We start from the raw sequence: 19,285 nt of genomic DNA on the forward strand, positions 1-19,285 counted from the left end.
GCGCTTCAAGCGCAAATAAGTTACCCAATACTTATAGTATTCTAACGCGTAATTATAAAGCTTTTATGGATAGATGAAAATCCATCCAGTTACGCAACTGATTATACCGATTATAAATACTATGAATAGTGGTTGTAGTAAAAACTATTTTCATGAATACTTGTTAAGTAAGAATCATTACCATTAACCAATATTAATTTATTACAGCCATAAAAAAACCCAGCACTTGGCTGGGTTTTTATTACAAACTATTTAATTAACGTAAAACTTTAACGTTTTTGATAGTTTTGATATGCGCTTCTACACGACGGTTTTCTGCGTTTGCAGCTTTAGTGTTTGCATCATTTTTAAGACGCTCTTCACCTAAACCAACTGTAGTAATACGGTCTTTAGCAATGCCATCAGTAACTAATTGCTTAGCTACTGCATCAGCACGTTTTTTAGATAACCATTTGTTGTAAGTTGCTTTACCTACAGAAGAAGTGTGACCTTCTAAAAGTACTGTTGTATCTGGGTAATCTTTTAAGAATGCAGATACTTTTTCAATATCGTTTAAGTACTGAGTAGATACTGCTGAAGCATTGTTAGGGAAAGTCACCAATAAGCTTACAGTCACTTCTTTATCTTCATATAAAGTACAACCAGTGCCATCAACTGCATCAGTCATAGGTGTGTTAGCACACTTATCATCTGCATCAGGAATGTTGTCGTTGTCGCTATCTGTAGGAGCTACAGCTACTTCAATTACCTTAGGCTCTGGAGCTGGTTTAACTGGCTCTACAGGAGCTGAATTTTGGCCAAATAAGTAGTTAATACCAATTTTAGCGCCTACATCTGTGTAACCACGGTCAAGACCTTGGTATACAGCTGTTTCAGCATTTACAAATAAGCCATCTGTAATGAAATGTTGGTAACCAACACCTGCATTTAAGAATGTATTGTCATCTACTACGTCTATTTCTTTAATACCGAAAAGACCGTAGAAAGGACCGCCATTTAAATGGTAAAGAGCATCAATACCGTAACGCTCGCCATCAATACCGTTGCGGTTGCCAGCAACTTTATCAAAAGCATTAAAATCCATATCTGCATATTCAAGACGTGCGCTCCAGTAATCACTGAAACGGTAACCGGCTTCAACACCCCAGCCAGTTGATTCATTTACATCAAGACCAGCTTGAGCACGCATGTTTTTCCAAGATGCGTCATAATAGTCGCCAAATGCGCCAATGTAGAAACCTTCTTCTTTATCAGCAGCGAATGTAGATGCGCTAGTTGCAGCCAACGCGATTGCAATTGTAAGTGATTTTAATTTCATTGTTTTCTTCCCATTTGAACAATTTTAAATTGTAGCTAATCGATACTAGCTCAATCAGTTTTATATAGACTAACTGAGCCTTTGTTAATCAATACTTAACGAAAAATAAAGTTTATAACTTTTTTCTATGCCTCGTCACAACACACATCCACTTACTATAGGCGAAATTAAAACTTTATTGAAAAATAAATATAGTAGTTTGTTGTAAATTAGTACTTAGCAAGGAATGTAAGAGCAATTAAATTAAATGCACTTATAAATGCAAAGAAATATTGCTTGGCTTTAATTCGGCGCATAATACCACCAGAATTAACATTACCCTAGGTATATGCACATATTTGATTAAAAAATGACTCTTTTTAATCATGTAGTTATACTCAAAGTTAAGTATTAAGTACCACAAAAAGTTTGGTAATCATTATCATTTATCGGTGCAGCCTGAAATTCTGATAATTTTTCACTGTCAGAATACGGGTTACTGGCTATTTTTATAAAGCGCTGTAGTAACTCACTAGACCCTGTAGCGTTATATTGTGCAATTATTTCTTCGATCACATGATTACGCGGTATTACACGAGGATTTGCAGCTCTCATTATTTCATAACTATTATCGTCGGTTAAGCTTACCCACTTAGCTCTCCATTCAATTAGCGACTCTGGTATTACTACTTCTTCTTTTAAGGATTCAGTAAGCGCATCGAAGGTATTGGTGTAATCGAGCTGATTATCTTTTAATAGTGCTAACAACTCTGCGATTAACTCGCCACTACTATTGCAAGATTCATTTAAACCCAGCTTTTGTCCCCACATAGCCGTAAACTCAGTATTAAATTGCTCAGCAAAGCTATTAATGTATGGCGTCATTAACGAAACAGCTTGTTCGTCATCATCGCTGATAAGCGGTATTAAACTCTCAGCTAAACGAGCACAGTTCCAGTTAGCTATATTAGGTTGATTACCAAATGCATACCGACCTTGTTTGTCGATAGAGCTAAATACAGTATCAAAGTCAAAGCTATTCATCATGGCACACGGGCCGTAATCAATGGTTTCTCCGCTTACTAGCGTATTATCGGTATTCATTACTCCGTGAATAAAGCCAACACGCATCCAGCTCACAACTAGCTTAACTTGGTTTTTAATCACAGCGCCTAAAAATGCTAAATAGCGCTGCGATCCTGTATCTGTTATTTCTGGGCAGTGTCGCTCTATAGCTAAATCGGCTAAATTTTTAAGTCCTTCAACATCGCCTTGCGTCGCTAAATATTGAAACGAGCCAACACGAATATGGCTCGTTGCTAAACGAGTCACTATGGCGCCTGCTTGTGGCGGATTACGATAAACCGTTTCACCACTACCAACAACCGCTAAGCAGCGTGTGGTTTTAATGCCTAGTGCATGCATTGCCTCGCTCATTACGTATTCACGAATAGCAGGACCAAGAGCACAACGCCCATCTCCCCCTCTTGAGTAAGGAGTAGCACCAGAGCCTTTTAATTGAATATCCCACAACTGGTTTTTATCATCATTAATAGCGCCCAGTAAATGCGCTCGCCCATCGCCTAAACGTGGTGAAAAATGTCCAAATTGGTGCCCAGAGTAACCAAGTGCTACTGCAGGAATCGCCTGTTTTTCGTTACCGCTAAAAGTGCTAGCACGCAAATCAGCTGCAACGTTAATATTAAACTCTTTTGCTAAGCTCTCGTTCCACAGTAATAACTGAGGAAAGGCAACACTTGCAGGGAAATCTTCTATCGCAAAGTTTTCCGTAATGTCTGTGTATCTTGGCACTAATTTCATGGTAATTCCTATTATTGCTGACTTATACCAACACGGTTGTCACCTACGCCATAAGCAACAATTAAGCTTAACTCTTGCATACTTAAGCCGCTTTGCTTTTGCATTTCGTTAAAAAAGGCTTGGGCTGCATTTAGTGACTTTTTAGTTTGTAAGCCGCCGTCTATAATTTTATGGGCCCGTAAGTAACTCTCTACATCGCGTGATAGTAAAAAAGTATCTTTACCAAGTGCTCGCAGTGCATAAGGCCCTGTATTTCCGCCTAAACGCGCACCATGCTTTTTTAAATACGCCCATAAACCAATAATATCGTCTGTTGGCCAATTAGCGATAAACTGACTAAAACTGCCATGTTCCCCTGCTATTTCGTTGATCATGTAAGCATTTTCGGTAATTGTTTTTACTTTTTTATAGTTACGAACAATTCGCTCATCCGTTGCTTTTTGTTCCAGCATATCGGGTGGCATCATTAATAACTTATCAACGCTAAAATCCCAAAAAACCTCTCTAAAGCCTGGCCACTTATTATTAATGACTGACCAATAAAAGCCACTTTGAAATACTTTTCGAGTAAATTCCTCAAGCCAATCGTCGTCACTTAACGTGCTTAGTTGTTTTTTAGATAGCGGTTTTGCGAGTAATAACTTAAGCATTTTTTCAGAGCCTTTTCGCTCTACCGCTCGCTTATAAATATCGCTAAATTTTTCCATCTGATTAATACCTTACTTCTACTATGGGTCTAGTGTACGAGAAAAGCACCCAATACGTAACCACCCCTCTTTTCGGTGAATTAATCTGTATTTAGTAGCTTGACACCCAGATGGCTAAAATGCTTTAATCGCCGTAATTACCCTATTTAAATTGCACAGGTTTGTAAGTTTTACTCTACAAACAGGTGCAAAGGGCTAGAAGAGGTGCGTTATTCAGGTAGCGTATGTTAGGAGCGCAAACTCCAGTGAGCATACGTGAGGGGAATTAACGCCGAGAAGTAACCACTTTTGCGAGGTGTTTATTTCGGGCGACTAGGTTGAACCCTAGCGACTGTCACCAATAGCTGCTTATAAAAAGCAGCTTATTAGTTTGGTGGAGAGCTTCTGGTCTTAAATATTAAGGCCGTGCGCCCTATTATTTTAAGCCCATTCGCTCTTCGAATTATTAGTTCGAACGACGTTAATGCGGCTCCTTCCATAAAGCTTTTTAACTCTTCGAATAATATCAATTGCATTAAATTAGTTATCGCTAAAATGATCACGTTTTTAATAAAGTTGGTACAAATTATAAGTTCGTGAGAGATGATCAACAACTTCAATTTAAACGACTACTCATTGTGGACCGCGCTCGTAACGCCATTTGATCAACACGGCGATGTTGACTACAACACGTTAACTAAATTGGTTAGCGATCAAGAAGCGGCACATAACGGTATTTTACTACTTGGCAGTACGGGCGAAGGTTTAGCACTAACGCTAAAAGAACAACAAGCCATTGTTGAACACGTATGCCAACTAAAACCAGCAGTACCACTCATGGTTGCTGTGGGCGGTAGTAACTTAAAGCAACAAATTGAGTGGGTTAACTACTGTAATACACTCCCAATTCATAGCTTTTTACTTGGCTCACCGCTTTATGCAAAGCCCGGCGCTATAGGTCAAACTCATTGGTTTGAAAGCCTACTTAATGCAAGTGCTCACCCGTGTATGCTTTATAACGTACCGGGTCGAAGTGCTGTTAGCATTCCAACGGCAACAATTCAAAACTTACAAAATAATAAAAATTTATGGGCGTTAAAAGAAGCGAGCGGCAGCATTGCTCAGTTTGAAGCTTACCGCCAAGCTGCGCCTAATTTAGCTATTTTTAGTGGCGACGATGCGCTGATGCCTTATTTTGCTCAAGCTGGCGCAAAAGGTTTAGTGTCGGTAGCTGCAAATGCATGGCCCGCACAAACTCACGAGTTTGTTAAACGCAGCTTAAGTGGCCAACACCCTAATTTATTTGCCCAGTGGTCAAGCGCTATTAATAGCTTATTTGCTGTCGCAAACCCTATTCCCGTAAAGGTATTGATGCATTTGCAAGGCCGCTTAAGCAGCCCGCAACTTCGTCCACCTTTAACACACCTTGAGTTAACTCAAACCGATTGCATCACAACTGCAAACAACACCATTTTATCTTGGCATTAAATACAGGTTTTTATAATGAGCTGGTTAGAACTATTAAATAATTTAGAATCGGGCGCAGTACGCGCAGCATCACAAAACGAAAGCGGCCAATGGCAAGCTAACGTAGAAGTAAAACAAGGCATTTTGGATGCCTTCAAAAATGGCACTAATACTGAGTTTGCAGGTGGTTTTGTTGATAAACATAACTTAGCTCCGCAAGAATTTAGTACTGACGATGGCGTACGTATGGTGCCGGGTGGCTCTAGTGTTCGCCGTGGTGCTTATGTTGCTAAAGGCACGATTATTATGCCACCAGCGTATGTAAACATTGGTGCATACATCGACGAAGGCACAATGGTAGATAGCCACGCATTAGTTGGCTCGTGTGCACAAGTAGGTAAAAACGTACATTTAAGTGCTGCAGTGCAGCTTGGTGGTGTACTTGAGCCAATTGGTGCAAGCCCAGTAGTTGTAGAAGACGACGCCTTTATTGGCGCTGGCTGTATTATTGTTGAAGGTGTAGTTATTAAAAAAGGTGCAGTACTTGCCCCAGGCGTGCGTTTATCAGCAACTATTCCGGTATACGACTGCGTAAACGAGCGCCAACTTGATAAAGGCGAGCCAATCCCAGAATATGCCATTGTAATACCAGGCTCTCGCCCTGCGTCAAACGAGTGGGCGCGCGAGCAAGGCTTAAGCATGTCGTGTGCGTTAATAGTTAAATACCGCGACGAAAAAAGCGATGCATCATTATTGCTTGAAGAGGTTTTACGATAATGAGCTTTTTGAGCACGCCTATCAAAACCGCTGTAAATACAATTACACAACAACTTGATACACCTTTTTTTGTTTACGACCTAGATCAACTAAACGCGCATCTTGCACGTTTAGTTGCGCAAACCGATGTAAAACTGTGGTACGCGGTAAAAGCAAATCCACTGTCTAAAATTATTCAAAGCTTAGACAGCGCTGGCTTTAATTTTGACGTAGCAAGTAAAGGTGAGCTTGAGCAAGTGCTAGCACAAGGTATTAGCTCACAGCGCGTGCTCAACACAGGGCCTGCAAAAAGCCCTAAACAAATTAAACACTTTATTGAGCGCGGAGTACGTATATTCGTAGCCGAAAGCCTCAATCAAGTACGTTGGTTAAACCAACAAGCGCAACTACAAAATACGCAGTTACAAGTATTACTGCGAGTGCAATTACGCTGGCCTGAAGGTGAAAAAAACCCACTGGGCGGCGACAGCCTTACGCCGTTTGGTTTGGGTTGTGATGAGTGGCAAGCACTCAATGTAACCGACTACCCTACACTTAAGTTTGACGGCTTACATATTTTTCAGTGGGGCAACATGCTTAGCACGCAAAAGCTAAGCGAATTGTGGTCACAAATGATTGCACCACTTAGCCAACTTGCCAGCGATTTAAACATCAATCTTAAAGTTTTAGATTTAGGTGGCGGTTTAGGTATTCCTTATACACAAAATGAAGCAACGCTTGATTGGGATGACTTAATAGCTGCGCTCGCTAAAATTAAAAATGATGCGGGTGTAGAAGAATTATGGATGGAACTTGGTCGCTATGCCGTTGGCGAATGCGGTCATTACGCAAACCCAGTAGTAGAGCGCAAACAAAACTACAATCAAGAACAAGTAATTTTAAGCGGCGGTATAAATCACTTATTACGCCCTGCTGTTACCAGCCAAGATTTTCCTGCTGCGTTACTGCGTGAATCCAGTGCTAAAATTCAAGCGGTCACTTTATACGGCCCGCTTTGTACAGCGCTTGATTGCTTAGGTGAGCATAACCTGCCAAGCGATTTAAATGAGCATGACTGGCTAGTGTTTAGCCAATGCGGTGCTTACGGCTTTACCGAAAGTATGCCGTATTTTTTATGCCACGAGCTCGCCGGCGAGTACACATTGCAAAACGGTGAACTTACCTGTGTTCGCCAAGCCGAAAATGCCAGCCACTACTTAAGGTAATAAGCATGAGTAATACAACACACATCAGCCAAGAGAACATTGTAGTAGGGGAAGTTGCAAACGGCTTACCGCTTACAATTCCGGTGTATCGTTTAAAAGGCGATGGCACAGGGCCTAGTGTTTATGTTCAGGCCAATATGCATGGCGCTGAAGTGCAAGGTAACGCAGTTATTTTTCAGCTACTTGAGCAATTAAAACACCTAAACCTTAATGGCGATATTACATTAGTACCTTATGCTAACCCAATTGGTTGTAATCAAAAATCTGGCGAGTTTACCCTTGGCAGGTTCGATCCGATTACGGGCACTAATTGGAATCGCATGTATCACTACAATAAAAATTTAGTGGCACAGTTTGCACAAAATCATACTCAGTATGATGACGCCACATTAAAAAGTAACTTCAAACAGGCGCTTATTGAAGAAGTAGACAACAAACTTAACGGCCCTGCTTATTTACTTAATACGGGTAAACGCATTGCGCTTAACCTACAAAAGCTTGCTCATCAAGCTGATATAGTACTCGATTTACACACAGGTCCTATTTCAAGCAAACATTTGTACTGCCCAACCTATGCAACCGACAGCGCACGTTACTTTAATATTGAACATGTACTGCTTATTCCTAGTGATTTTGACGGTGCAATGGATGAAGCTAACTTTTGCCCATGGTGGCATTTAAGTGATGCACTTAGTGGGCAAGGTCGCGAATTATCAATACCTGTAGAAGCATTTACTGTAGAGCTAGGCAGCCAAGAAAAAATAGACTTAAAAGAAGCACTAAACGATGCTAACAGCATTTTAAGTTACTTAAATCACAAAGGCGTACTGCAAAACGCGCCGCATACGCCAGCTAATATCACTCGCTATGCATGTAATTTAAATGACTACTTTGCTTATTACGCCCCTATTGGCGGCATGGTTGAATACATAGCCCCGCTTGGCGGACACATTAAAGCCGGTGAGCCTATTGCCAATATTTTGCGAATGGAGCGCTACTTAAGCGAGCAACCACTGCAAACACTTACTCTCGATTGCGATGCAATTGCCATTTTGCACTTTGCCTCAGCGAGTGTTAACCAAGGCACCGAGCTTTATAAGTTTTTTACTAACGTATTTGAGCTTTAGCTCACCCTTCTCATTGCGTGAGAGCACATAGTTAATGTGCATTAAAAAAGCGGCTTAGGCCGCTTTTTTTCTGATCTATATTTACTTTGTATACGTAGTGAACTTGTTATAAATACAAATTCAGTAAAAGTTCACCGTTACATATGTAAAAAGACGTTATAATTAAATTAACGCATACAACAACCCAAACTCACAAGGAATTACAATGAGCTGGCGCCACTGGATCACACTTTCTGCCTTAATAAGTACAGCTACCTTCGCACAAGAAGAAGTTGCTACAAATGAGCAAGACAACGACATCGAACTTGTAAAGCAGTGTATTTTAAATGAGGTAATTGGCGGAGATGGTAAACAAACATTAGACGATCTTCGTAAAAAGTGTTCAGCTCTTGAAGAAAACAAACAACTTACCGCGCTTGATAAACGCCAAGCTCGTGAAGAAGTTGGTAAAAAAAATAGAAATGTAATTACTCCACATAAGCGTAACTATATTTTACCTCTTTCGTACGTATCACACCCAAACGATCGCCCATTTGATGGCTTTGATGCACTAACCGACGATAACGACGGTGAACCGCTCGACAACTTAGAAGCAAAATACCAGCTATCGATAAAAGTGCCTCTTTACGATGATTTTTCGGATAAAGACCAAGCCATATTTTTTGGCTTTACACTGCAATCATATTGGCAGATTTATAACTCAGAAATTTCTTCTCCATTTCGTGAAACCAACTACGAACCAGAGATATTTTGGATAAATTACCTCGACCCAGAAAACGTATTATGGGGCGACGAAATGGCAATCGCATTAGGTATTTCGCATCAATCAAATGGTCGAAGCCAACCAAACTCACGTTCGTGGAACCGTATTTATGCAGACTTTATCTGGGAAAACAGAGGCTTTGTTTTTAGCTTTAAACCTTGGTACCGAATAGCTGAGGACGAAAAAGAAGATATTTTAGAAGCCAATGGCGACGACAACCCAGACATATATAAATACATGGGTTACTTTGAGTTTAGCGGCGCGTATCGTTTTCATGACCATGAATTTAGCTTTATGACACGTAACAACTTAAATTCAGATAATCGTGGTGCAATTCAACTCGACTGGTCGTTTCCTTTATGGGGCCGCGTTCGTGGTTATGCACAATACTTTAACGGTTATGGCGAAAGCTTAATTGATTACAATGCGGATGTAGAACGTATTGGTGTAGGTATATTATTAACCGATCTGCTGTGATACTTCTCTAAGTTTTACACACAAAAAAGCCAAGCATCGCTTGGCTTTTTTGTGTTTTGAACAGCTAAACAGTTATTTTTTTACTACAAACTGCCCTTCAAATTCTGCAACCACGTTATCACCATCGTAAATAGTTACAGGCACTACGTAACTTGCTTTACCGTCGGTTTCTAAATCGCTTAACTTGCCCTTACAGGTTTGTATATCAACACAACCACGTGGGTCGGTAGTAAGCGGCTTTAAGTACTTAATGTTAGCATCGGCTAATACAATATTACCTTCAAGCCCAGCTTCTTTAAGCGCTAAGTACGTAGCGCCCCAACCTGTTAGCGTGGCCAAGCTATAAATAGAGCCTGCAAACATGGTGTTATGTAGGTTTAAGTTAGCGTCTAGGTCGGCGCTGGTTGTAAATTGCCAATCGGTATAGCTTTCTACCTTAATACCCATCGCGTCACTAATTGGAATAGACTCACGCCACGTATTTTGTAGTACTTGCGTCCAATTTGGATGACGGAACCAGCCTGGCTCACACGGTTTTTGCTTTACCATTTTAAAGTGTTGTACATCGCCATACGCTAAGTGCGCTTTTTCTTTTAATTCGTAACCGTGGCGTTTATAAAACTCAAGCGCACGTTCGCGTGCAAACAAAACCAGTTCATCGGCATTTTGTGTCCATGCTATTTTTTCAAGCTCATGAAGCAAACGACTACCAATATGCTGATTACGGTTCCCCTCTGCAACTGCCATGTAGCGCACTTGTGCTTGCTCATGATTGTTAAAGTGCAAACGTGCTACACCTAGCACTTCGCCTTCTTTATTTTTTATAAAGCGGTGCTCAGAGTCTTGTTCCATATCGTCTTGTTCAGAGCCTCGAGGCTCGCCCCAAGGCGCGCGTAATACCTGCCAACGCAATTGGTAATACGCTTGCCAATCTTCGCTACTTTGTGGGGTGCTTACCTGAAACATACATACTCCTGTTGTTATATAAGCCGTAAATAAAAGTCAAAAAAAAGGCTACGGCGCTATACTAATAGTATTGGTTATCTACCAAGCTAAAAAAATAAAATAATTAAATTGAGTGGCATTATTATGGCAAATACCATACTCCATCTTAAAAAAACTGCAAATACGACTTTGGTGATGGCTGCAAAATAACGTAAAAAAATAATGACAAAGGTCATTGCGCTTTAACGTTGCTAGTTTATGCTGAGAATATGACTGAAAAAATCAATTATATAAATTCACTGACGGGTTTGCTGAGCGATCAATTTATTGAAAATAGCCACAGCATTGGTCAGTTAATCTATTGGCATAAATGCAGTGGCGATCACATTCAAGTACGTGAGCACGAGCAGTTACGCTGGTTACTTATTAACGACACTCTTCAATCTGTTATTGATTTAAATAACCCGGATTTATTACTTTTTCCACACTTATTGTACCTAGATAAGCACTGGCAAGCTCTTAGCGCGCCACAAAAAGTGTTAGAACTCGGCCTTGGCGGCGGTGCAATTCGTAACTATTTACAACACAAATACCCTAAAGCACAAATAACATCGGTTGAAAAAAACGCCGATATTATTGATTGCTATACCCAGTTTTTTTCGTCAAATAAGAATGAGCAACTGCTGTGCGCCGATGCGCAACAGATTTTAGAAAGTGTGCAAAATATTGATTGGATTATTCTAGATTTATTTAGCCAAATAGACGCGCCTCGATTTTTATTTGAAGAGGCATTTTATAAAAAAATCTACTCGGCTTTAAATAACAACGGCGTGCTATTTATTAACTTTTTATCGCAGCATGAGTCGCAATTAAAGCAACTTCAGCAGCTATTACTCGATGTATTTGGTTGTAATGTTAGCCCGCAGAAAATTACGGGCTATGTAAATCATATTGTCGTGGTAACCAAAAACTTAAACAGATAAGTTAAACGTAACGGGCCCATCGTTACACAAGCTTACTTGCATATCAGCACCAAACTCACCTGTGGCTATTGTAAGCCCCAACTCTTTAGCTTGAGCTACAAAGTATTCGTAAAGCTCGTTAGCTTGGCTTGGCGTTGCCGCAGATGAAAAACTAGGGCGCATACCCTTTTTAGTATCAGCCGCTAGCGTAAATTGCGAAACAACAAGTAACTCACCTTTAATATCTTTAAGGCTTAAGTTCATTTTGTCGTTTTCGTCAGTAAAAATACGATAATTACTTACCTTGTGTAAAAGCTTATCGGCCGTTTGTTTGTCGTCGTGTTTTTCAACGCCCAGCAACAACAATATACCTTGGCTAATTTCGCCTACCACTTGGTTGTTAATTTCTACTTTGGCATGCTTTACACGTTGTATTAAACCTTGCATTTAAACTGTGTCCTTTATTGCTGGTTCATCATCTTCTAGTTCAAGCTCTGGTGTTTCTGGAATATCATTTGGGCTAATGCACGCAGTAAATTCAGCGCCAAGCAAAACAACTACCCACGACAAATACACCCATACAAACAAAATAGGAATGGTTGCTACTGCGCCATAAATAACTTCGTATGACGGAAAATGGCTAATATAAAGAGCAAACCCCTTTTTAGTCAGCTCAAATAAAAGTGCCGCAAAAAAAGCGCCAGGTATTGCCGCTCTAAACGACACCCGCGTATTAGGCACTAAGGTGTAGAGCATAATAAAGCCCACCATCGAAATTCCATACGGCAATAGCTTTAACAAAAACCCGCTAAACCCAGGAATACCCTGATCAGCAAACGACACCAAAGATACAATATAAGAGGTAACACCAATACTGGCACCGAGCAACATAGGCCCTAAGCTCAAAACCATCCAGTACACAGCAAATGAGATCATCATTGGGCGCTTTTTCTTAATTCGCCAAATTCGGTTTAATGTGGCATCTACATTACGTATTAACAGCAAGGCTATTGCAGCTAAAAAGCCAATACCTACCGCCGTCATTTGGTTGGCATTGCCCGCAAAGGAGCTAATATGCTCTCTAATAACATCGGTAGAGGTAGGGACAAAGTTGGTAAACAAAAAGCTCTCAATTTCCATGCGAGTAGATTCAAAGCCCGGAAAGGCTGAAAATATAGCAACACCCACCGCAATTAATGGCACTAAAGAAAGAAGGGTTACGTAAGCAAGGTAACCTGCATTAACCGTTATTTGATCGTCTATACAACGATTAAAATACTGCATCCACCAACCAGGTTGCTGGCGTATAAAGGACTTAACTTGCTGTTTGTAATGTGAGAGCTTATCATTCATACAATTGACTTGTGCTTATATAGTTTTGATTATAATAACAATCAGCGCCATAATTTACAGCACTAACGCTCGTAAACAGGAATTCAAATGAAAAAACAAACATTACTCAGTGTTTCAATGCTTGTAGTAACACTTACTTTAACTGGCTGCCAATCAGCTTATTATTCTGCGATGGAAAAAGTGGGTGTTCACAAACGCGATATTCTTATTGATCGCGTAGAAGAAACCAAAGACTCGCAGCAAGAGTCACAAGAAGAATTTAAATCGGCACTAGAGCGCTTAACTACTCTAATCGATTTTAATGGTGGCGAACTACAAGACACTTACAATCAACTAAACGATGATTACGAGTCGAGCTTAAATGCCGCTAACGAAGTCTCAACTAACATCAATAAAGTAGAAGACGTGGCAGAAGCGCTATTTGATGAGTGGGGCGATGAGTTAGAGCAATACAAAAGCGCATCACTTAAGCGTGAAAGCAGCAAAAAGCTAGCCGCGACTAAGCGTCAATTTGATCAGCTATTACGCTCAATGCGCAGCGCAGAGAGTAAAATGGAGCCAGTATTAACCTCGCTTCATGATAACGTTTTATACTTAAAGCATAACTTAAATGCACAAGCGGTATCGGCTATTAAAGGTGAGTTCACTAACCTTAAGCGCGATATTCAATTGTTGATGAACGACATGAACAAATCGATTGCCGACTCAAACAAATTTATTGAACAAATGAATAGCGCTGGCTAATTATTTGTTACTTTAACAAGCCTGCTTAATTGCAGGCTTTTTTATGTTAAAGGGAATGCTAAAAGGGATTTACAATGAAACGCTTTTTAACCGCAACAACGCTTTTATGCTTACTAACTGCCTGCGCCGCACCTAATAATATTAATCGTATTACCAGCCCCGACTCAGTTATTGTTATTAATGATAAGAACGGTCGTTATAAAAATTTATACGCAGGTGAAAAAACATATCCCACTACCTGTACTGAAAACTGCTACCCAGCCCACCCAGACTTACTATGCAAAACCGGCAGCGAAAACTGCCAGTACCAAGGCCAGCAAACTAAGCCACAACTTAGCACCGGCTATACCGTACGCTGGCTTGGCCACGCTAGTTTTGTAATTAACACCCCAAATGGTCAAAGTGTGCTGTTTGATCCGGTAAAAAATCAGTTTGATTCTCCAGTCGCACTTGGCTTTAAACTCGGCGGTGGTATTTATCGTAAAGCAGGCGCTTGGCCTAGTGAGCAAGAACTGGAAAATATTGATGCGGTAATGTATTCGCATATTCATTACGATCACTTTAATAAAGCCGACATACAAAGCATTGGCAATAAACCTCGCTATTTAACACCACTCGGTATGGCCGACAACTTCCCTACCGGCGGTTTTAATATTAGCGAAATGCCGTGGTACTCAACAACCAATATTGACGATTTAGCTATTAATGCCGTGCCAGCTCATCATTTTAGCGCTCGTGTATTAGTGCCATTTATTTACGAAGATAATAATAAAGACGCATGGAATGGCTGGCTGCTTGAACAAAACGGTAGCACCTTATTTTTTGCAGGCGACACAGGCTACTCAAAACATTTTAAAGATATACAGCAAAAATATGGCGATATTGATGTGTGCTTAATGCCAATCGCATCTTACTACAGTAAAGAAAGTGGTAAATTTTATCGCTACGTTCACACTACACCAGAAGACGCGCTTAACGCAGCACAAGAACTTAACTGCAAAGTAATGATACCGTGGGGATACGGTAACTCAAGTTGGAAAATGGGCGACCATACTAGCCACTCTGCTTTGCTACGTTTATTACACATGGTTAAAAAAATGGATGCTAAAACACCGCTGTATATTTTAAACGAAGGCGAAAGTATTTCACTGTAACTATTTACTTAGCTGTTTTAAGATTGTTATTACAGTAAGACAAATCGACAATAAAATTGAGAAATTAATGAAAAAATTAGCACTCGCCTTAAGCTTTTTATTAAGCACGCCTGCAATGGCTATTGATGTTGAACATACATCAACTCCAATTACTATTGATGGCGTATCTGAAAGTGCGTGGGATAAAGCCACTTGGCACGATATGCCTTATTTAATGGATGGCACACTGCCATCAAACGATGCTGACTTTAAAGGGCGTTATCGTTTATTGTGGGATCAAAACTATTTATACCTACAAGCCGATATTGTGGATGACGTTTTAATAGATACACACGCCGATCCAACGTATAAATATTGGGATGACGATGCGCTTGAAGTATTTATTGATAGCGATGCATCAGGTGGTAATCATCAATTTAATCACACCGCTTTGGCATACCATATTGGCCTTGATAACCAAGCCGCCGATTACGGACCTGATAAAAAAGCCCATTTGTATACCGACCACCTAGTCAGTAACTGGAAGCGCAACACCACTGCGCCTTTTAACATTACCTGGGAAGTAGCAATAAAGCTCTACCCTAATGATTATAAAGAAGGTGCTAAAAACACCCCAATTACACTTAGCGAAAAACAAGTAATTGGCTTTATGTTAGCGTATTGCGATAACGATGGCAGTGACGTGCGCGAGCACTTTATGGGCTCACACGAAGTACAGCCAGTAAATGGCGACAGAAATCGTGGGTTTATAGATGCAGACGTATTTGGCAAAATAACCCTACTCCCTAAAAAGTAAGTTACTACCAATAAAATAATTGAACACGTATGTTGGGTTGAGCGAAGCTAAACCCAGCGAAAAAAAGCCTACCAACAAACACAGGGGCTTTGCATTATCGGGGGTTTTAAAACGCATTAAATATGACATCAAATTAAATGCGTTTGGATAGAGATTAGTCTAACTTTAAATTTTTAACACCAAAAGGTATATGAACTGAAGGGGCAACTGTACTTGTAGAGTTTAAATGCCCTGATTGGTCATCAAAGAAGATATGAGGCTTAAGTACTCCTAATACTAAACCTTTATCTACACCACCGAGGAAAAATGCATCGTTAGCCATTACACCCCATTTCTTTAGAGTATTTAGAGCTCTCTCATGAGATGGAGCATTACGGGCAGTTACAATTGAAACTCTCAGACGATTTTTATAGTCAGGATCAGATTTCTTCTTTTTTTCTTCTAATTTTTGAATATCAGATATTTTTACAAGAAATTCTTTCAAAGGTCCTGGATTATGAGGCTGCAACACATTCTTAGTTTCATGTTCATGAAACTGGTTAACATCATTTGTATTATGCATTACCGTTTCAGATTCATCGTCAGCTAGAACACCATCAAAATCGAAAGCTATTCTTAAATCATCATCGTCTTCATCTACAATTGCTGATTCGAGAACATGACCCGCAGGGTATCCCATATCTATTGCTTCTTTGATATCAGAAGAATTACCGGATAAAAATAAAGATATACTTAATGCTGGAATATATTCGTAAGGAGATTTTCCTTGCATAAAAATAGCACGTGATATTGGTAAGCCATGGTGCTTAATCGATTTCATGACACGTAATCCGGTATCTGGATCATTACGTGATAGTAATACTACTTCCACTAAAGGATCAGTTTTAGGATTCTCGCTTAAGTTATTTAAAGAAAGTAACCGTTTAATAAATGAAAATGACACTCCTTTATCAAGCGGGTTATCAAGATTTTCTAATTGGTACTTCCTATACTCTTCCTCACCCTGCTTTCTGAAAACAGTATCCGATTCTAACAAATCAAACATAGCACTTGAAGCTACACCAATTACTAGTCTTTTCCCTAACTCATAGGCCATAATATACTCCAAATTGAGATTTAATAATTAAAAACTCTAACAGTGCATCACCAAGAATACCGATAAATATTTAGTGTTTGCACCAGCAAAACCCTTGCTAATATATAACAACACTATTACCCAAAAACAATACAAATTTACAAGTCGACCTAGATATACCACGCAGCGCCTCGGTGAGCTCTGTAGTAAAAAACTCCTTCAACCTTTTTACTCAATTAACCCTCACCCACAAAAAAGCCGCTGTATTTTGCAATACAGCGGCTTTTAAAATCATTATTCTAAATTAATAGATTATGACTTAGGTCCACGACCTGCACGTTTACGCTCGTTTTCAGTAAGGTAACGCTTACGAATACGAATGTTTAGTGGAGTTACTTCAACTAGCTCGTCATCATCGATGAACTCAAGCGCTTGCTCAAGTGAGTAGTTAAGGTGTGGAGAAAGCGTTTGCGCTTCATCAGTACCAGATGCACGTACGTTAGTTAACTGCTTGCCTTTAAGGGCGTTAACTGTAAGGTCGTTATCACGGTTATGAATACCGATAACCATACCTTCGTATACTTCAACACCGTGACCGATGAATAAACGGCCGCGTTCTTGTAAGTTGAATAATGCGTTAGTAAGTGCTTTACCAGTTGCGTTTGCAATCATTACGCCGTTCTTACGAACACCGATGTCGCCACCTTTGTGAGGACCGTAATGATCGAACGTATGGTACATAAGACCAGAACCCGAAGTAAGCGTCATGAAATCAGTTTGGAAACCAATTAAACCACGGCTAGGGATCATGAAATCTAAACGCATACGGCCTTTGCCATCTGGAGTCATGTTAGTAAGTTCACCTTTACGTAGGCCAACTTGTTCCATAACAGAACCCTGATGCTCGTCTTGACAGTCAATAGTAACTGTTTCAAACGGTTCTTCTAGAACGCCATCTACAGTACGTAAGATAACTTCTGGACGAGAAACTGAAAGCTCGTAACCTTCACGACGCATGTTCTCGATTAGGATACCTAGGTGTAATTCACCACGACCAGAAACACGGAAGCTATCTGGGCTACCAGTATCTTCAACGCGAAGCGCTACGTTGTGTACTAATTCTTTGTCTAAACGTTCACGGATATTACGTGACGTTACAAACTTACCTTCTTTACCACAGAAAGGTGAGTTATTTACAGAGAATGTCATTGTTACAGTTGGCTCATCAACACTTAGTGGTGGTAATGCTTCAACGTTTCCTGGGAAACAAACTGTATCAGAAATCTTAAGCTCACCAATACCTGTTACAGTTACGATGTTACCAGCGTAAGCTCTATCAGTTTCGATACGTTCAAGACCTAAGTAGCTTTGTACTGCGCCAATTTTACCATTACGTGTAGTGCCATCAGCACTGATAATAGTAACTTGTTGGTTAGGAGCAACAGAACCACGTTTAATACGACCAATACCAACTACACCAACATAAGAGTTGTAATCTAGTTGAGAAATTTGCATTTGGAAGTCACCTTCAGGATCTGCATCCGGTGGTGATACTTCGTCAACGATCATCTTGAACATAGGTTCCATGTTGTCTGATGGCTCGTCTAAATCTAGTGTTGCCCAGCCGTTGATAGCTGAAGCGTAGATTACTTTAAAATCTAACTGTTCGTCAGTTGCGCCAAGGTTGTCGAATAAATCAAAGATTTGATCCATAACCCAATCAGGACGTGAACCTGGCTTATCAATTTTATTGATAACTACGATTGGCTTTAAGCCTTGCGCGAATGCCTTTTGCGTAACGAAACGCGTTTGTGGCATTGGACCTTCTTGAGCATCAACAAGTAATAATACTGAGTCAGCCATCGAAAGTACGCGTTCAACTTCACCACCGAAATCGGCGTGTCCCGGAGTATCTACGATATTGATATGGTAGTCGTTCCAAGAGATGGCTGTGTTTTTAGCCAAAATGGTAATACCACGTTCTTTCTCAATGTCGTTTGAGTCCATCACGCGCTCTTCGTTACCGCCGCGTGTTTCTAATGTACCTGATTGCTCAAGTAGTTTGTCAACCAGAGTTGTTTTACCGTGGTCAACGTGCGCGATAATCGCTATATTTCTTAACTTTTCGATGCTCATATATTTACTCAGAGAAATTAAATTCTCAATGATCCTGCAAGATCTACGCACTCATCCACGCTTTCGCGAGATGTCCCAGCATAGGATTTAAAAGGGCGCATATTATCCCTCATTAATGACATGGATGAAAGTTTATCCAATACATATTTTAAAACTTTCTCAATACTTTTACTAAGTATCTGTTTTATATATGACAATTATATGAATTAAATTTCAATATTTTTTTGAAAAACAGTCTTTTTGGCTATTTTTCCGATCTTTTTGTTACTCTTTTGCATTTAGGTTATGCTAATTTCAGCTGATTAAATTAACAACAAATTACGCTCTGTAAATTTTGCACTAAAATGGAATATTTACGCACCAACATGGTGCGTTTGTATATTTCATTTTGATGCAATGATATTTTTTTAATTTATAAACAGCCAGTTACAATAATGGCACAAAATCAGCTTAGTAAATACCAAAGCAATTATGCAGCAATAACAAAACCCAATAGTTGG

17 protein-coding genes and 1 riboswitch are annotated in these 19,285 nt (G+C 40.0%); of the genes, 9 read left to right on the forward strand and 8 right to left on the reverse strand.

What is annotated here, in order from left to right; all coding sequences use genetic code 11:
- Positions 1-256 precede the first annotated feature (256 nt).
- The 3 genes from I6F47_RS15440 to I6F47_RS15450 all read right to left on the reverse strand — a co-directional run bounded on the left by I6F47_RS15440 (position 257) and on the right by I6F47_RS15450 (position 3,825).
- On the reverse strand, positions 257-1,318 hold the full coding sequence (locus I6F47_RS15440) for an OmpA family protein (RefSeq protein WP_024607656.1): 1,062 nt from the start codon (positions 1,316-1,318) through the stop codon (positions 257-259).
- A gap of 390 nt (positions 1,319-1,708) precedes the next feature.
- Positions 1,709-3,118 (reverse strand): protein adenylyltransferase SelO, encoded by a 1,410-nt coding sequence (locus I6F47_RS15445; RefSeq protein ID WP_165722234.1) that lies wholly within the window; start codon positions 3,116-3,118, stop codon positions 1,709-1,711.
- Between the two features lie 11 nt (positions 3,119-3,129).
- Positions 3,130-3,825: a DNA-3-methyladenine glycosylase I gene (locus I6F47_RS15450; protein WP_165722236.1), complete on the reverse strand. Its 696-nt coding sequence runs from the start codon at positions 3,823-3,825 to the stop codon at positions 3,130-3,132.
- Positions 3,826-4,016: 191 nt separating this feature from the next.
- Positions 4,017-4,217, forward strand: a riboswitch (Lysine riboswitch).
- Between the two features lie 190 nt (positions 4,218-4,407).
- On the opposite strand from I6F47_RS15450, the gene dapA reads away from it, so the two are divergent.
- From dapA to I6F47_RS15475, 5 genes are all read left to right on the forward strand, one after another.
- Positions 4,408-5,292 carry a 4-hydroxy-tetrahydrodipicolinate synthase gene (dapA, locus tag I6F47_RS15455; RefSeq protein WP_165722238.1) on the forward strand — a complete coding sequence of 295 codons (885 nt, stop codon included), beginning with the start codon at positions 4,408-4,410 and terminating at the stop codon, positions 5,290-5,292.
- Between the two features lie 15 nt (positions 5,293-5,307).
- Entirely contained in the window at positions 5,308-6,048 is a 741-nt protein-coding gene (locus tag I6F47_RS15460; RefSeq protein WP_007376223.1) for a 2,3,4,5-tetrahydropyridine-2,6-dicarboxylate N-succinyltransferase, read from the forward strand.
- Positions 6,048-7,253 (forward strand): PLP-dependent decarboxylase, encoded by a 1,206-nt coding sequence (locus tag I6F47_RS15465; protein ID WP_165722239.1) that lies wholly within the window; start codon positions 6,048-6,050, stop codon positions 7,251-7,253. Before I6F47_RS15460 ends, I6F47_RS15465 begins: the two co-directional genes overlap by 1 nt.
- Before the next feature lie 5 nt (positions 7,254-7,258).
- On the forward strand, positions 7,259-8,380 hold the full coding sequence (locus I6F47_RS15470) for a succinylglutamate desuccinylase/aspartoacylase family protein (RefSeq protein ID WP_024589540.1): 1,122 nt from the start codon (positions 7,259-7,261) through the stop codon (positions 8,378-8,380).
- 205 nt (positions 8,381-8,585) lie between these two features.
- Positions 8,586-9,620, forward strand: a complete 1,035-nt coding sequence (locus I6F47_RS15475; protein WP_002958796.1) for a phospholipase A — start codon at positions 8,586-8,588, stop codon at positions 9,618-9,620.
- Between the two features lie 72 nt (positions 9,621-9,692).
- On the opposite strand, the gene I6F47_RS15480 is transcribed toward I6F47_RS15475, so the two are convergent.
- Positions 9,693-10,586: a bifunctional GNAT family N-acetyltransferase/hotdog fold thioesterase gene (locus tag I6F47_RS15480; RefSeq protein ID WP_007582148.1), complete on the reverse strand. Its 894-nt coding sequence runs from the start codon at positions 10,584-10,586 to the stop codon at positions 9,693-9,695.
- 248 nt (positions 10,587-10,834) lie between these two features.
- Between I6F47_RS15480 and I6F47_RS15485 the strand changes: the two genes are divergently transcribed.
- On the forward strand, positions 10,835-11,548 hold the full coding sequence (locus I6F47_RS15485) for a spermidine synthase (protein ID WP_007376217.1): 714 nt from the start codon (positions 10,835-10,837) through the stop codon (positions 11,546-11,548).
- Here the strand turns inward: I6F47_RS15485 and dtd are convergent.
- Positions 11,537-11,974 (reverse strand): D-aminoacyl-tRNA deacylase, encoded by a 438-nt coding sequence (gene dtd, locus I6F47_RS15490; RefSeq protein ID WP_024589537.1) that lies wholly within the window; start codon positions 11,972-11,974, stop codon positions 11,537-11,539. The two genes, I6F47_RS15485 and dtd, sit on opposite strands and share 12 nt — an antisense overlap.
- Positions 11,975-12,880 (reverse strand): virulence factor BrkB family protein, encoded by a 906-nt coding sequence (locus tag I6F47_RS15495; protein ID WP_024600023.1) that lies wholly within the window; start codon positions 12,878-12,880, stop codon positions 11,975-11,977. It abuts the gene before it with no gap.
- An 87-nt stretch (positions 12,881-12,967) separates the two neighbouring features.
- On the opposite strand from I6F47_RS15495, the gene I6F47_RS15500 reads away from it, so the two are divergent.
- The 3 genes from I6F47_RS15500 (at position 12,968) to I6F47_RS15510 (ending at position 15,574) form a co-directional block, all read left to right on the forward strand.
- The gene (locus I6F47_RS15500) at positions 12,968-13,624 is read left to right on the forward strand and encodes a DUF2959 domain-containing protein (protein ID WP_010554796.1); all 657 of its coding nucleotides are present in this window, start codon (positions 12,968-12,970) and stop codon (positions 13,622-13,624) included.
- 74 nt (positions 13,625-13,698) lie between these two features.
- The gene (locus I6F47_RS15505) at positions 13,699-14,778 is read left to right on the forward strand and encodes an MBL fold metallo-hydrolase (RefSeq protein WP_197184149.1); all 1,080 of its coding nucleotides are present in this window, start codon (positions 13,699-13,701) and stop codon (positions 14,776-14,778) included.
- A 67-nt stretch (positions 14,779-14,845) separates the two neighbouring features.
- Positions 14,846-15,574: a CBM9 family sugar-binding protein gene (locus tag I6F47_RS15510; protein WP_197184150.1), complete on the forward strand. Its 729-nt coding sequence runs from the start codon at positions 14,846-14,848 to the stop codon at positions 15,572-15,574.
- 154 nt (positions 15,575-15,728) lie between these two features.
- On the opposite strand, the gene I6F47_RS15515 is transcribed toward I6F47_RS15510, so the two are convergent.
- Positions 15,729-16,670 carry a 5'-nucleotidase gene (locus I6F47_RS15515; RefSeq protein ID WP_197184151.1) on the reverse strand — a complete coding sequence of 314 codons (942 nt, stop codon included), beginning with the start codon at positions 16,668-16,670 and terminating at the stop codon, positions 15,729-15,731.
- Between the two features lie 291 nt (positions 16,671-16,961).
- Positions 16,962-18,785: a translational GTPase TypA gene (typA, locus tag I6F47_RS15520; RefSeq protein WP_010554793.1), complete on the reverse strand. Its 1,824-nt coding sequence runs from the start codon at positions 18,783-18,785 to the stop codon at positions 16,962-16,964.
- Positions 18,786-19,285 lie beyond the last annotated feature (500 nt).

Origin of the sequence: Pseudoalteromonas sp. NZS37 (assembly GCF_015864265.1) — a bacterium.
Classification (GTDB): Bacteria; Pseudomonadota; Gammaproteobacteria; order Enterobacterales; family Alteromonadaceae; genus Pseudoalteromonas; species Pseudoalteromonas arctica.

Coding starts and splice junctions, on each gene's coding strand:
- I6F47_RS15440 (WP_024607656.1), bottom strand. CDS start 1,318: ATGAAATTAAAATCACTTACAATTGCAATCGCGTTGGCTGCAACTAGC.
- I6F47_RS15445 (WP_165722234.1), bottom strand. CDS start 3,118: ATGAAATTAGTGCCAAGATACACAGACATTACGGAAAACTTTGCGATA.
- I6F47_RS15450 (WP_165722236.1), bottom strand. CDS start 3,825: ATGGAAAAATTTAGCGATATTTATAAGCGAGCGGTAGAGCGAAAAGGC.
- dapA (WP_165722238.1), top strand. CDS start 4,408: ATGATCAACAACTTCAATTTAAACGACTACTCATTGTGGACCGCGCTC.
- I6F47_RS15460 (WP_007376223.1), top strand. CDS start 5,308: ATGAGCTGGTTAGAACTATTAAATAATTTAGAATCGGGCGCAGTACGC.
- I6F47_RS15465 (WP_165722239.1), top strand. CDS start 6,048: ATGAGCTTTTTGAGCACGCCTATCAAAACCGCTGTAAATACAATTACA.
- I6F47_RS15470 (WP_024589540.1), top strand. CDS start 7,259: ATGAGTAATACAACACACATCAGCCAAGAGAACATTGTAGTAGGGGAA.
- I6F47_RS15475 (WP_002958796.1), top strand. CDS start 8,586: ATGAGCTGGCGCCACTGGATCACACTTTCTGCCTTAATAAGTACAGCT.
- I6F47_RS15480 (WP_007582148.1), bottom strand. CDS start 10,586: ATGTTTCAGGTAAGCACCCCACAAAGTAGCGAAGATTGGCAAGCGTAT.
- I6F47_RS15485 (WP_007376217.1), top strand. CDS start 10,835: ATGACTGAAAAAATCAATTATATAAATTCACTGACGGGTTTGCTGAGC.
- dtd (WP_024589537.1), bottom strand. CDS start 11,974: ATGCAAGGTTTAATACAACGTGTAAAGCATGCCAAAGTAGAAATTAAC.
- I6F47_RS15495 (WP_024600023.1), bottom strand. CDS start 12,880: ATGAATGATAAGCTCTCACATTACAAACAGCAAGTTAAGTCCTTTATA.
- I6F47_RS15500 (WP_010554796.1), top strand. CDS start 12,968: ATGAAAAAACAAACATTACTCAGTGTTTCAATGCTTGTAGTAACACTT.
- I6F47_RS15505 (WP_197184149.1), top strand. CDS start 13,699: ATGAAACGCTTTTTAACCGCAACAACGCTTTTATGCTTACTAACTGCC.
- I6F47_RS15510 (WP_197184150.1), top strand. CDS start 14,846: ATGAAAAAATTAGCACTCGCCTTAAGCTTTTTATTAAGCACGCCTGCA.
- I6F47_RS15515 (WP_197184151.1), bottom strand. CDS start 16,670: ATGGCCTATGAGTTAGGGAAAAGACTAGTAATTGGTGTAGCTTCAAGT.
- typA (WP_010554793.1), bottom strand. CDS start 18,785: ATGAGCATCGAAAAGTTAAGAAATATAGCGATTATCGCGCACGTTGAC.